At 41.9% G+C, this 13068-nt stretch carries 22 protein-coding genes; 6 read left to right on the top strand and 16 right to left on the bottom strand.

The window, feature by feature from the left end:
• Positions 1–20 precede the first annotated feature (20 nt).
• From rplX to MHH58_RS01560, 15 genes are all read right to left on the bottom strand, one after another.
• A complete protein-coding gene (gene rplX, locus MHH58_RS01630) occupies positions 21–329 on the bottom strand; it encodes a 50S ribosomal protein L24 (RefSeq protein WP_115884842.1) in 309 nt (102 codons plus the stop codon).
• A gap of 26 nt (positions 330–355) precedes the next feature.
• Positions 356–730 carry a 50S ribosomal protein L14 gene (gene rplN / locus MHH58_RS01625; RefSeq protein ID WP_115884843.1) on the bottom strand — a complete coding sequence of 125 codons (375 nt, stop codon included), beginning with the start codon at positions 728–730 and terminating at the stop codon, positions 356–358.
• Positions 731–760: 30 nt separating this feature from the next.
• Entirely contained in the window at positions 761–1024 is a 264-nt protein-coding gene (gene rpsQ / locus MHH58_RS01620) for a 30S ribosomal protein S17 (RefSeq protein ID WP_115884844.1), read from the bottom strand.
• An 18-nt stretch (positions 1025–1042) separates the two neighbouring features.
• Positions 1043–1252 (bottom strand): 50S ribosomal protein L29, encoded by a 210-nt coding sequence (gene rpmC, locus MHH58_RS01615; protein WP_026859101.1) that lies wholly within the window; start codon positions 1250–1252, stop codon positions 1043–1045.
• Positions 1242–1676 carry a 50S ribosomal protein L16 gene (rplP, locus tag MHH58_RS01610; RefSeq protein WP_115884845.1) on the bottom strand — a complete coding sequence of 145 codons (435 nt, stop codon included), beginning with the start codon at positions 1674–1676 and terminating at the stop codon, positions 1242–1244. Before rplP ends, rpmC begins: the two co-directional genes overlap by 11 nt.
• Positions 1677–1693: 17 nt before the next feature.
• Entirely contained in the window at positions 1694–2335 is a 642-nt protein-coding gene (gene rpsC, locus MHH58_RS01605) for a 30S ribosomal protein S3 (protein WP_135097877.1), read from the bottom strand.
• Positions 2336–2356: 21 nt separating this feature from the next.
• Entirely contained in the window at positions 2357–2740 is a 384-nt protein-coding gene (gene rplV, locus MHH58_RS01600) for a 50S ribosomal protein L22 (RefSeq protein ID WP_115884847.1), read from the bottom strand.
• Positions 2741–2775: 35 nt separating this feature from the next.
• The gene (rpsS, locus tag MHH58_RS01595; protein ID WP_092595648.1) at positions 2776–3051 is read right to left on the bottom strand and encodes a 30S ribosomal protein S19; all 276 of its coding nucleotides are present in this window, start codon (positions 3049–3051) and stop codon (positions 2776–2778) included.
• Positions 3052–3105: 54 nt separating this feature from the next.
• On the bottom strand, positions 3106–3936 hold the full coding sequence (gene rplB, locus MHH58_RS01590) for a 50S ribosomal protein L2 (protein ID WP_135097875.1): 831 nt from the start codon (positions 3934–3936) through the stop codon (positions 3106–3108).
• A gap of 35 nt (positions 3937–3971) precedes the next feature.
• Positions 3972–4244 (bottom strand): 50S ribosomal protein L23, encoded by a 273-nt coding sequence (gene rplW / locus MHH58_RS01585; RefSeq protein WP_115884849.1) that lies wholly within the window; start codon positions 4242–4244, stop codon positions 3972–3974.
• Complete coding sequence (gene rplD / locus MHH58_RS01580; protein ID WP_115884850.1) at positions 4244–4864, bottom strand: 50S ribosomal protein L4; 621 nt, start codon at positions 4862–4864, stop codon at positions 4244–4246. Before rplD ends, rplW begins: the two co-directional genes overlap by 1 nt.
• 21 nt (positions 4865–4885) lie before the next feature.
• Positions 4886–5548, bottom strand: coding sequence for a 50S ribosomal protein L3 (gene rplC / locus MHH58_RS01575; protein ID WP_115884851.1), 663 nt, complete (start codon positions 5546–5548; stop codon positions 4886–4888).
• A 22-nt stretch (positions 5549–5570) separates the two neighbouring features.
• Positions 5571–5879 (bottom strand): 30S ribosomal protein S10, encoded by a 309-nt coding sequence (gene rpsJ, locus MHH58_RS01570; RefSeq protein WP_026859110.1) that lies wholly within the window; start codon positions 5877–5879, stop codon positions 5571–5573.
• A gap of 293 nt (positions 5880–6172) precedes the next feature.
• The gene (locus MHH58_RS01565; RefSeq protein ID WP_135097873.1) at positions 6173–7504 is read right to left on the bottom strand and encodes an NCS2 family permease; all 1332 of its coding nucleotides are present in this window, start codon (positions 7502–7504) and stop codon (positions 6173–6175) included.
• Between the two features lie 23 nt (positions 7505–7527).
• Complete coding sequence (locus tag MHH58_RS01560) at positions 7528–8166, bottom strand: YczE/YyaS/YitT family protein (protein ID WP_228063447.1); 639 nt, start codon at positions 8164–8166, stop codon at positions 7528–7530.
• Positions 8167–8383: 217 nt separating this feature from the next.
• On the opposite strand from MHH58_RS01560, the gene MHH58_RS01555 reads away from it, so the two are divergent.
• From MHH58_RS01555 to MHH58_RS01540, 4 genes are read left to right on the top strand one after another with little or no spacing between them, the layout of a single operon-like run.
• Positions 8384–8551, top strand: coding sequence for an SE1832 family protein (locus MHH58_RS01555; protein WP_162842284.1), 168 nt, complete (start codon positions 8384–8386; stop codon positions 8549–8551).
• An 18-nt stretch (positions 8552–8569) separates the two neighbouring features.
• On the top strand, positions 8570–9724 hold the full coding sequence (locus tag MHH58_RS01550) for an MFS transporter (RefSeq protein ID WP_341344843.1): 1155 nt from the start codon (positions 8570–8572) through the stop codon (positions 9722–9724).
• On the top strand, positions 9721–10038 hold the full coding sequence (gene mspA / locus MHH58_RS01545) for a membrane stabilizing protein MspA (protein ID WP_341344842.1): 318 nt from the start codon (positions 9721–9723) through the stop codon (positions 10036–10038). Before MHH58_RS01550 ends, mspA begins: the two co-directional genes overlap by 4 nt.
• Positions 10039–10050: 12 nt before the next feature.
• The gene (locus MHH58_RS01540; RefSeq protein WP_115884856.1) at positions 10051–10326 is read left to right on the top strand and encodes a hypothetical protein; all 276 of its coding nucleotides are present in this window, start codon (positions 10051–10053) and stop codon (positions 10324–10326) included.
• 42 nt (positions 10327–10368) lie between these two features.
• Here MHH58_RS01540 and MHH58_RS01535 read toward each other — a convergent pair whose 3' ends face one another.
• The gene (locus MHH58_RS01535; protein WP_341344841.1) at positions 10369–11622 is read right to left on the bottom strand and encodes a lipid II:glycine glycyltransferase FemX; all 1254 of its coding nucleotides are present in this window, start codon (positions 11620–11622) and stop codon (positions 10369–10371) included.
• Positions 11623–11687: 65 nt separating this feature from the next.
• Between MHH58_RS01535 and MHH58_RS01530 the strand changes: the two genes are divergently transcribed.
• Complete coding sequence (locus MHH58_RS01530; protein ID WP_135097865.1) at positions 11688–11936, top strand: hypothetical protein; 249 nt, start codon at positions 11688–11690, stop codon at positions 11934–11936.
• Between the two features lie 70 nt (positions 11937–12006).
• A complete protein-coding gene (locus MHH58_RS01525) occupies positions 12007–13059 on the top strand; it encodes an AAA family ATPase (protein WP_341344840.1) in 1053 nt (350 codons plus the stop codon).
• The last annotated feature ends 9 nt before the right edge of the window (positions 13060–13068 follow it).

Below are 13068 nucleotides of genomic sequence, written 5' to 3'. Positions count from 1 at the left end.
GACCTCCTTCCGTTTAAATCTTATTTGATCTCTTTACCTGATTTAACAGCGATTTTCACTTTTTTACCATCTTTGATTTCATGACGGACACGAGTGCGTTCACCTGATTCAGGATCTACATGCATGACGTTGGAAACATGAATCGGAGCTTCTACCTCTAGAATCCCGCCTTCCGGGTTCATTTGAGATGGCTTCTGATGTTTCTTAATTACGTTGACATTTTCGATAACGACACGATTATCTGCAGGAATTGCTTTTAGTACAGTTCCTTTTTTACCTTTGTCCTTACCGCTTATTACAACGACCTGGTCACCTGTTTTTACGTGCATAGTTGTCGCACCTCCTTCGGTTTTGGTTATAGTACTTCTGGTGCTAATGAGATAATCTTCATGAAGTTTCCTTCGCGAAGTTCACGAGCAACTGGTCCGAAAATACGCGTACCTCTTGGACCTTTATCATCAGTATCACGGATGATTACGCATGCGTTCTCATCGAATTTAATATATGAACCATCTTCACGACGGACACCTGTTTTTGTTCTGACGATGACGGCTTTAACAACCTCACCTTTTTTGACAACCCCACCTGGTGTTGCATTCTTAACACTTGCAACGATTACATCACCGATGTTCGCAGTTTTACGGCCTGTTCCGCCTAAAACTTTAATAGTTAGCACTTCACGTGCACCTGAGTTGTCAGCTACCTTCAAACGGCTCTCTGACTGAATCATGCGTGATTCCCTCCTTCTGTTTCAAATATTTTATATAATTACAGATTCTTTAACGATCTCAACTAGACGGAATCGTTTAGTCGCAGATAATGGACGTGTTTCTTCAATTCTTACAATGTCGCCCATTTTCGCAGTGTTATTTTCATCATGTGTTTTATATTTCTTAGAATATTTAACACGTTTTCCGATGATCGGGTGCTTAGTGTAAGTTTCAACAAGTACCGTTACAGTCTTATCCATCTTGTCGGATACGACGCGGCCCTGGTAAACCTTGCGTTCGTTTTTTCTTTCCACGATTTGAACCTCCTCTAATTATTGATTCGCTTGTGCTTCTTCAATCTCTCTCTGGCGAACCGTCGTTTTCATTCTAGCGATAGTCTTTCTAACTTCTTTGATACGAGCAGTGTTTTCTAGCTGACCTGTAGCTAGCTGAAAGCGCAGATTGAAAAGTTCTTCTTTCAATTCTTTAACATTAGATTCAATTTCGGAATTCGTTAAATCACGGATTTCTTTAGCTTTCATTCGTATCACCACCTAATTCTTCACGTTTTACTACTTTCGTTTTTAATGGAAGTTTATGACTTGCAAGACGAAGAGCTTCTTTCGCTACTTCTTCTTCAACACCCGCAACTTCAAACATAACGCGGCCTGGTTTAACAACTGCAATCCAGCCTTCAATTGCACCTTTACCAGAACCCATACGTACTTCTAATGGTTTCTTTGTATATGGCGTGTGCGGGAAGATGTTGATCCATACTTTACCGCCACGTTTCATGTAACGTGTCATTGCAATACGTGCTGCTTCGATTTGTCTTGCAGTAATCCAAGACGTTGTTGTAGCCTGCAGTCCGTATTCGCCAAAGCTTACTTGATTTCCGCCTTTTGAACGTCCTTTAGTGTCTGGACGGTGCTGACGACGGTATTTAACTCTTTTTGGTAATAACATTCCAAATTTCCTCCTTACTATTTATTATTCTTTGTAGGAAGAACTTCTCCACGGTAGATCCATACCTTGACACCTAACTTACCGTAAGTAGTGTCTGCTTCTTCGTGAGCATAATCGATGTCTGCACGAAGTGTATGAAGTGGAACTGTTCCTTCATTGTAACCTTCAGCACGAGCGATGTCGGCACCGCCTAAACGTCCTGATACTTGTGTTCTGATACCTTTAGCGCCTGATTTAATAGCTCTTTGAAGCGCTTGTTTTTGTGCTCTACGGAAAGATACACGGTTTTCTAGCTGACGCGCAATATTTTCTGCTACAAGTTTAGCATCCATATCCACTTTCTTAATTTCAATAACGTTGATATGAACCTTCTTGCCAGTTAAGTTAGTCAGTGCAGTACGGAGTTTGTTAATTTCACTACCGCCTTTACCAATTACCATACCTGGTTTACCTGTGTGCAGTGCAATGTTTACACGGTTTGCTGCACGTTCGATTTCCACTTTGGAAATTGATGCATCTTTAAGATTAGTCTCGATATATTCACGAACTTTTAAGTCTTCGTGTAACAGGCTTGCAAAGTTTTTGTCTGCATACCATTTTGCTTCCCAGTCACGAATGACACCTACACGAAACCCAATTGGATTTATCTTTTGGCCCAAGTTAATTCCCTCCTTATATAATTAAGCGTTCTCTGTCTCTTGGTTTTCTTCAGTTTCAACTTCTGTTTCATTTGCATATTCTTCAACAACTACTGTGATATGGCTCGTACGCTTGTTGATTTTAGTAGCACGGCCCTGAGCACGTGGACGGAATCTTTTCAGCGTTGGACCTTCGTCTGCATAAATTTCTGAAATGTACAGGTTGTCGATATCCATATCGTAGTTGTGTTCTGCGTTAGCAACAGCAGATTTAACTAATTTCTCCACTACCGGTGAAGATCTCTTGTTTGTAAGTTTTAGAATTGAAATCGCTTCTCCAACTTCTTTACCTCTGACAAGGTCAAGAATAAGGCGTACTTTACGCGGAGCGATTCTCACAGTTTTAGCAACAGCTTTCGATTGCATGAGTCTTTCCTCCTTTATCGCATATGGTTAGTTATTTATCTTTTTGTTTTCTGATCGTTTCCGTGACCTCTGAAAGTTCTAGTAGGTGCAAATTCACCCAGTTTGTGGCCAACCATATCTTCTGTGATGTACACAGGTACATGTTTGCGTCCGTCGTATACAGCGATTGTGTGTCCGATGAAATTCGGGAAAACCGTTGAACGGCGTGACCATGTTTTAATTACACTTTTTTTACTACCTTCGTTCTGAGCCTCTACTTTTTTCATGAGGTGATCATCGACGAAAGGTCCTTTTTTAAGACTACGTGCCATGTAGGCGCCTCCTTCCAATAATGCGTGCGGATTTTATCCGCACACTTACATTACTTATTTCTTACGTCCTCTTACTATGAACTTAGTCGAACGGTTTTTGCCTCTGCGAGTTTTCTTACCGAGAGTTGGTTTGCCCCAAGGTGAAACTGGAGATGGCATACCGATTGGCGCTTTACCTTCACCACCACCGTGAGGGTGATCGTTAGGGTTCATTACCGAACCGCGTACTGTAGGGCGTTTACCTTTCCATCTAGAGCGTCCGGCTTTACCAATGTTGATAAGTTCGTGCTGCTCGTTACCAACTTGTCCGATTGTCGCTCTGCATGTAAGGAGAACCATACGTACTTCGCCGGAAGCTAATCTTACCAGCGCGTATTTACCTTCTTTACCTAACAGCTGTGCACCTGTACCTGCTGAACGAGACATCTGTCCGCCGGCACCCGGTTTTAATTCGATATTGTGGATTGTAGTACCAACCGGGATATCAGCTAATGCTAATGCGTTCCCTGTTTTGATATCTGCTTCAGGTCCACTCATGATTACTGCTCCAACTGTCATGCCTTTAGGTGCTAAGATATATCTCTTTTCACCATCTGCATATGATACTAACGCGATGTTAGCTGAACGGTTTGGATCGTATTCAATAGTTTTTACTGTTGCAGGAACCCCGTCTTTATTACGTTTAAAATCAATGACTCTGTATTGACGTTTGTGTCCACCTGCTTGGTGACGTACAGTGATTTTACCCTGGTTATTACGTCCCGCTCTTTTCGGCAGCGGCTGTAATAATGAACGTTCCGGAGTTGTTGAAGTAATTTCAGCAAAGTCCGAACCAGTCATATTACGACGACCATTCGTGGTAGGCTTATATTTCTTAATTGCCATCCTCGTTATACCTCCTTATTGGTATCTATTATTAATTAGAAGATTTCGATTGAACCTTCTTTAAGTTTTACAATCGCTTTTCTTCTTCTGTTTGTGTAGCCTTCGTAACGGCCCATGCGTTTTTTCTTAGGCTTAACATTCATAATGTTTACTTTGTCTACTTTAACGTCGAAAATTTCTTCAATTGCGTGTTTAACTTGAGTTTTGTTCGCTCTCACATCTACATCAAATGTGTATTTGTCTTCTGACATTAAGTCAGCAGAACGCTCAGTGATTACTGGGCGCTTGATAATGTCGCGTGCATCCATTATACAAGTACCTCCTCTGCTTTTTTGATTGCTCCCTCAGTGAAGATCACATGGTTAGCAGAAAGGATATCTAGTACGTTAAGACCAGCTGGAGTCAACACGGTAACACCTGGGATGTTACGCGCTGATTTTTCAACGATTTCGTCTTTATTTTCAAGTACAAGAAGTACTTTCTTAGCCGCACCAAGGTTTTCAAGAACTGTTAAGAATTCTTTAGTTTTTGGCGCTTCCATTTCAAGGTGGTCAATCACTTGTAGTGCTTCTTCATTCACTTTCGCTGAAAGTGCTGAACGAAGTGCAAGTTTCCTCATTTTCTTCGGCATGCTGAAGCTGTATGATCTTGGAGTCGGTCCGAATACAACGCCGCCTCCGCGGAACTGCGGTGCACGGATTGTACCTTGACGTGCGTTACCTGTTCCTTTTTGTTTAAACGGCTTTCTTCCGCCGCCGCGTACAGCTGAGCGGTTTTTTACTGCATGTGTCCCTTGTCTAAGAGATGCACGCTGTAAGTGAACTGCTTCAAACAGTACATGCTGGTTCGGTTCGATTCCGAATACATCCTGGTTTAGTTCGATAGAACTTACTTTAGTTCCTTCTTTTGATAAAACATCGATTGCCATGTGTTTATCCTCCCTTCCTTATTACTTGTTACCTTTTTTAATTGATGATGAAATTTTTACAAAACCTTTTTTAGGTCCTGGTACGTTGCCTTTAATAAGAACAACATTTTTGTCTGCGTCAACACGTACGATTTCTAAGTTTTGCATAGTAATCGTTTTACCACCCATTTGTCCAGGTAATTTTTTACCTTTGAACACTCTTGACGGGCTCGCTGCCATAGCCATGGCACCTGACCCTCTGTGGTAACGTGAACCGTGACTCATTGGTCCGCGGCTGAAATTGTGTCGTTTGATAGAACCCTGGAAACCTTTACCTTTTGAAGTTCCTGTTACGTCTACAAAATCGCCTGCAGCAAATGTATCTACAGTGACTTCTTGACCTACGTCAAATTCCTCTGTGTTTACGTTCTTGAATTCGCGTATGAAGCGCTTAGGAGCAGCACCAGATGCTTTAGCATGGCCTGCCTCTGCTTTGTTGGCATATTTATTACTTCTGCCTTTTGCGTTATAATCGCGTTTGTCATCAAATCCGATTTGAATCGCGTTATATCCGTCTGTTTCTTCAGTTTTCTTTTGAACTACTACGTTTCCTGCAGCTTCAACTACTGTTACAGGGATTAGCTCTCCGTTTTCACCGAAAACTTGAGTCATCCCAATTTTTCTACCTAAGATTCCTTTGGTCATCGAAAGTCGCACCTCCTATAATTTATAACTTGATTTCGATGTCTACGCCTGATGGTAAGTTTAAGCCCATTAGAGCATCAACTGTTTTAGGTGTAGGGTTTAAAATGTCGATAAGACGTTTGTGCGTACGCTGTTCAAACTGTTCACGTGAATCTTTGTATTTGTGCACCGCACGAATAACTGTGTAAATAGTTTTCTCAGTCGGTAACGGAATCGGTCCTGATACATCTGCACCTGAACGTTTTGCCGTTTCAACGATTTTCTCTGCTGATTGATCCAGCACTCTGTGGTCGTACGCTTTTAAACGAATACGAATTTTTTGCTTTGCCATTATTTATACCTCCTTATGGTCGTCATCCTATTAATGGTAGACTATCTCCGCGAAAATTTTCTCGCACATCAGCCATGGCAATGCGGCCGGGTGTGTCAGTAACCTCTCGCTTCATCGATGTGTGATGTGCATTGGATCAGCACTTCACGTATACAGGACACATTGGTGTCCGCTTAAGTCCAACGTTAGATATGATACAGCAAAAGAGTGAGGAAATCAATAGATATCTAAAGATTTCTTCACTCTTTTTAAAGTTTTTTTATTTTCCTATTATATATGCATCAGTTCTGATATTAATTAATGAATATGAAGTATAAAATAAATACTATAAATAAACCGTACATGATTGGATTAATTTCTTTTCTTTTTCCTGCCATAATCATCGTGATCGGATAGAAGATAAATCCGACAGCGATACCGGTCGCAATACTGTAAGTGAGCGGCATCATAAATACAGTCAGGAATGCAGGGACTGCGACTTCAAATCTGCCCCAGCTTATCTTAGATAAATTCGATGCCATTAAAATTCCTACTATTATAAGTGCAGGCGCTGTCACTTCAGAAGTAAATGTCACAATCAGCGGTGAAAAGAATATTGCTGATAAGAATAACAGTCCGGTGACCACCGAAGCAAATCCGCTCCGTGCGCCAGCTGCTACTCCGGCAGTAGACTCTACATATGAAGTAGTTGTAGATGTTCCGAAAATCGCTCCTGTAATCGTGGCAAATGCATCTGCGAGAAGCGCTTTACCAGCCCGCGGGAGTTTGTTGTCTTTAATAAGGTTGGCTTGTGACGCTACTCCTACGAGTGTTCCTGCAGTATCAAAGAAATCCACAAACAGGAATGTCAGCACTACAATTAGAAACTGCACATTAAATATTGTATCAAAGTCCATCAGACCTTCAAACGCCGCACCAAATGTCGGTGCAACACTTGGCACAGAGCCAACAATTGCAGACGGCAGCGGAACAATCCCTGTCATAATACCGAGAAGTGCAGTAGCAATCATACCGATAAAAATTGCAGCTGGCACTTTTTTAGTCATTAGAATAACGGTAATAACGAGTCCTGCAAAAGTCAGCAGCACACCGCCGCTTTGAACATCGCCGAGGCTGATTAATGTCGCATCATCTCCTGCGATAATACCTGAGGACTGAAGTCCAACGAATGTAATAAAGAATCCGATACCGGCACTGACCGCCATTTTCATTTCCATCGGAATGGCATTAATTATGTATTCGCGAAGTCCGGTCAATGTCAGCAGTACGAATATTACTCCGGAGAAGAGAACGCCGGTCAAAGCAGTCTGCCATGGAATACCCATCGTCAGCACAACTGTAAAAGCGAAGAACGCGTTCAGCCCCATGCCCGGTGCTAAAGCGATGGGATACTTCGCAATAACGCCCATAAAAAGACAGCCGACAAAAGCGGCAAGACACGTTGCCACGAAGACGGCATTAATATCCATCTTCATTTCATCGGGTACACCCTCTATACCCTGCAGTGACAAAATTGAAGGGTTTACTGCAAGAATGTAAGCCATCGACAGAAACGTCGTCAGTCCCCCGATAATTTCCTTTTTAAAATTAGTGTCCAGTTCATCGAATCCAAAAAACTTTTTCATAACAAACTCCAATCATATAATGATTATTTAAATTGTATAATCTTCGGATCATCGTAACCGATAAAACGAATCAGCAGTTCCCTTGTATAAGGGAAAAACATTTCGATAATTCTGCCGTAAAAAAGCACAATCAGCACCGTACCAATAAATACCGGTCCGCCAAGTATAAGGCCAAGTACAGCAACTGTAAGCTCCATTAAAAACCGCGCTCTCGCCATTCTTAAATTAAACTTCATGACCAGCACCATCATTAGCGAATCTCTCGGTCCCGCTCCTAAATTCGGTGTCATGTAAAAAGCCGAACCAAAGGCTGCAATAAATACACCCGCTGTAAAAAATAGTGCCTGTGCCGGCCAGGCTTCCGCATCCGGCAGTATCCAGACAAAAAAATCGATGAATGCACCTATCGTTACCAGATTGACGTAAACTCCTCCTTTAGGAAGAGCTTTTAAAATCAGCGAAGTTGCAATAACTATTCCAATGCCGACGATAACCGACCAGCTTCCGAATGTCAGTCCGAGTGATTGCCACAGGCCAAAATGCAGTACATCCCAGGGAGACAGCCCCATAACGAAACCTTTGACCTGCATCGCTACACCGACCGATAATATGATTAAACCCGCAAAGTAAAACAGGCAACGCTTAATAAAGCTGTGCGACAAATTATCACTCCTATGTATAATAAGCATAAATTTTACCAGTTGGATTAAATCTCAAATACAAGTATATTATACACCTTTTTTTATATTAATCCATGCTAAAACCGTACATTTACATTTTTTTTAACGTTAACGTTTGTCTAAAATTTATTGCTTTCTCATCACAATTAGAACTCCACTTTTATGATATGATATTAATTAAGTTTAGGTGGTGGTAAAAATGGATTTGGAAAGCAAATTGCAGGAGTTAAAGTATGAATATGTTCACCTTCAGGGTGATTTGGAAAAAATTGAGTCCACTGGTCATCCAACTGCGAAAATGACTGACCGTCTTCACGACCTCGAACAGCAAATTAAAGAAGTTCGCCAGGCGCTAAAAAATAAGTAATTTCAGGACGTGTATATAATGAAACGAATGATTACCCTGATTATGATCATTCAATTTTTAATCTATTTCGGATTCAGTATGATTATCCCGGTCATTCCCGAACTTGTGAATCAGCTCGGTGTCAATACGATACATATGGGGCTGCTGCTTGCAGTTTATTCACTCGCAAGTTTTCTTTCGGCACCGTTCTTCGGGCGGCTGTCGGATAAAGTCGGCAGACGTCCGCTTCTGCTCGGAGGGCTCGCTGCTTTTGCACTCAGCTTTTTAATTTTCGGTTTATTTATCGATAATTTAACTGTACTGTATATAAGCAGAATTATTGGCGGTGCCGCTTCAGGCGCACTTTATACAGCCACAACGAGCATGGTTGCAGATATTACAACTCGTGAAGAGCGTACAAAATACATGGGCCTTGTCGGTATGTGCATTGGTCTCGGTTTTATTTTCGGCCCGGGAGTCGGGGGAATTCTCGCCGGCATCTCTTTAAGTTTCGCCTACTACATGACGACAATCGTGATTACCGGCGCCTTGATTTTCAGCTTCTTAAAAGTATCCGAAACATATCGTCAGTCGACACAGCAGGCACCGAAGAAAATTACCCTCGCTGCTGATTACTTCACGCAGCCGATTGGCATACTGATGATCGGCACTTTTTTCGTAATGTTTTTCATGAGCGGAATGGAAAGTACTTTCCAGCTGCTCGGTCAGGACCGCATTGATATTACACCGACAGAAATGGGTGTACTGTTTTTCATCGGTGGAATATTCAATGCACTGACTCAAGGAGTGTATATAAGAAAGCTGAAGGACGGCCAGGAGAAAAAAGCAATGGTTGCCGGACAAATTATGGCAGTTATTGCCTTCATCATGCTGCCGTTTATGACCGGACTTGTCTACGCAGGAATTTGTATTGTACTGCTTATGACAGGCAACGCACTCGCAAAAACATTAATGACATCACAGATTACGAAAGAAGCATCCGCCCATGATATGGGACGCGTTACAGCAACGACATATTCTCTCGACAGTCTCGGAAGAATATGCGGACCGCTTATATTTAACGCACTGTTCTTAGTATCTGCCGGCTTGCCGTTTTATTTCGGTGCACTGATGACTGTGCTGTCTACACATTTTATTTTTCAATATTATAGAAAACGAGGGAGAGCCGCATGACCTTACTAACGCTCCTCATGCTTTTAATTTATATCGTTATCAGTGCTGCTACCATTTTAAATATGCGGTCGCGCATTCTTGACGCTGCACGTTATATTTCCGGCGCTGCATTTTTACTGATGACAATTACATTCAGTCTGTCACTGACCAGTCCGGATATTTTTATCGTACTGGCACTTTCTTTATGTATTGTCCTGTCAGTTGAAATTACAGCTTTTAAAGAATCAAAAGGCGACCGCGAAAATTTATTTTTAGTTCATGCCTTTACGCTGACGATGGCGCTTGTACTTATAATAATACTGCTCACGCTGTAAGGAGATGTGTACATGAGACGTGTTATCCTAATCCTGCTGATGTTAATACAGATACTGTTCTTTATAAATTATTCGATTAACGACGGCATTATTTTCTACAATATTTATATCTGGTTCACTCTCGCAGCGCTGGCTATTATTACAGGCATCCGGGCTTTCCGCTCAGAGCCTCATCTGAATGAAAGCCGGAATATGCACTCCTACTTTTCACTCGCGCTGATTATTATCTCGTGTGCGTCCGTGCTGTTTATATTGTATATTGCTATAATGCAGCCTTATTATTTATAAGCGAAAGATCCATCCGGAGTGCCGGATGGATCTTTTTTACTATTATCTTCTTTTAAGTAGTCTGTTCAGCTTCATTTTACTTTTCTGGAACAGCGGAAACATCACTTCCGCCATGGTATACAGAGGACGGTTTGTTACATAATCAAATTCACCAATTTTATCTGATACTTCTGTGCCCCATACTTTTTTAAATTGCCAGAGCCCAAAATGTTCATCCTCTCTATCGGGCTCAACCGATACACCGCCGAAGTCATATGTCACTGCCCCGTGTTCTCTTGCATACTGCATCATATGCCATTGCATGTGATGATTCGGCAGAAACTCCCTGAAATCGTTTGAAGATGCTCCGTAGAGGTAATAAGATTTATGACCGGCCTGGGCATAGAGCGCTCCTGACAGAAGAACCCCGTCCGGATGTGTACGCTGAATTTCATTCATGCCTTCAAGCTGCGCCTGAACTTTTGCCATACGCTTATTTAAGTTTTCAAGCTGATTTTGCTTCTTCTGTTCATCTTTAATTTTTTCCGCTTTCCTGATATCTTTTTCCACCTTGGCAATATCGTTTTCAAGAGCCTGCAAAGCTTCTTCCGGCATCAGTTTTACCATAAACAGTTCCATGTGGCCTTCTGGATTTAAGTTATCATACAGCGATTCAAAATAAGTAATGTCTCTCGTTAAGAAACCATCGCGTTCGCCGGTCTCTTTCATCAGCTTAACAAAGTCAGGCAATTCTTCTCTCGCTGCCTTATACACCGTCGTTCCCGCGCGAAGAGAATTGCGGACTTTCGTGCGGTTGTTGCGCTCGAAACTCTGCAGCAGCAGTTTATCATCAACGCTGATATCCGTTACCATCGTCGTCCGGGGCTGGATAACATCTTTGCTCATTCCGTCTGTAAGACCGTGGTGTTTAAAACCGAGGGATTTCAGGTATTCTATTGTATCTTCATTGCCTTCAGCGGGAATGTCCGGATCTATTTTAATCGTATAGGACTTTTCATCCGCTGCAATTTTCTTGGCCGCTTCGAGCAGTGCACGGACAACTTCTTTGTCCTTGTAATCACAGACGAAACCGCGGGAGGCATAACACATAGTAAAAAATGTTTTCGGCACTTTTTTAAACAGGAGCAGCGCCGCTCCTTCAACTTTGCCGTTCCGTCCGACAGCTATGCGCCTTGAGTACCAGCCTGTTAATTCCTTTGACCCTGCCCATGATGTCAGCTGCAGCAAATCTCCTGACGGATGGGACATAACAAATTCATCGTGCATTTCATCTGTAATATTCAGTAGTTCAACCATAGTTTCTCACCAATCATTTCTCGATTATTTCTGATATAATAAAACCCCAAAGGGAGCGTGCAAAAATGAAACAGATTATTTTAATTTTATTTGCAGCATTTAACATTTACAGCTTAATTAATATTTCAACTTCTTACCAGCATGATGAGCTCATTGCTCTGCTCAGCACAAGGATAATCTTCATGGCAATCTCTATTATACTGTCTGTATTATTCCTCATTGCCGGTGCATCCAAAAGTACTAAAATTATAGCAGTCCTAACGATTCTGACCGGTCTGCTGCATTTTGCTGCCATCCTGCTTATTTACATTTAATTTCTACAATATTGTAGCATATTTTAGTATACAGTTCTTTTGAAATCATCTGGTTTAGGAGTAGATAAATATGAGAGACCTCGGTATATATTTTGGTACATTTGCACCTTGTCATGTCGGACATTTTGAACAAATCGTCAGAGCAAAAAGAGAAAACAGGCATGCCGCTGTAATTATTAGCGGTTACGAAGGTGACCGCGGAGACCGGATCGGCATGAATCTGGCACACCGCACCCGGGCGATGCGTCAGCTGCTCCGGCACGACAGTAACGTCTCGATTCTTGAACTCAATGAAACGGACATTCCCCGTTACCCTGCCGGCTGGCAGCCGTGGCTTGAAATGCTCGAAAACCTGATTAATCAAACTAAAGACGCGCTGGATTTCGATATTGCAAGTGCCACATTTTATATGGGCGAGAAGGAATATATAGAACCGCTTGAAAGTTACTTTAATGAAAAGTGGCCGGAGATTGATATTCATATGACTATGGTGGACAGAAAAATTCTTGGTATCAGCGGGACTGAAATTAGGGAAACACCTATATTAAACTGGGACTACGTTACCCGTCCTTTCCGCCGCTTCTTTGTACAGAACGTCCTTGTTACCGGCGCTCCAAACAGCGGTAAATCAATGCTCATTGAAGATTTGGCCCGGAGATATTCTACGAGCTGTTCCATCGAATATGCTGAAGAATATTTTGAAGACCATCAGCTGAAATCACCCGATCTTGATGCTAAAGATTTTCATGCCATCGGCATCGGTCAGTTCGAACTGAACCGCCGCCATATCCATTCCAATGCAACACGCAAAATATTTTTCGCCGATACCGATGTCCTGTACTCAAAAGTACATAATATGCTCGCTGCTCACGACGAGCAGGATTACGTCAATCAGATTTTTGAACATTATATTCATCTGCAGACATGGAGTCTGATTCTGATTATGCCGCCGCCAGAAGACTCATCAGATTACGACCGTAAATTTTACAGTCTGCTTCTCGAACAGCTGGAACATTATAATTTAATGAATCATGCGGTCATTTTAAATGATACATATCTTGAGAATTACAACCGTGCTCATGCGCTGATCGATGAAATTTTAGAAAAAGGAAAAGATAACTGAATTTAATGA

This window comes from Jeotgalicoccus sp. FSL K6-3177, assembly GCF_038050175.1.
In the GTDB taxonomy this organism is placed as follows: Bacteria; Bacillota; Bacilli; order Staphylococcales; family Salinicoccaceae; genus Jeotgalicoccus; species Jeotgalicoccus nanhaiensis.
This window is presented reverse-complemented; position numbering and strand designations above follow the sequence as displayed.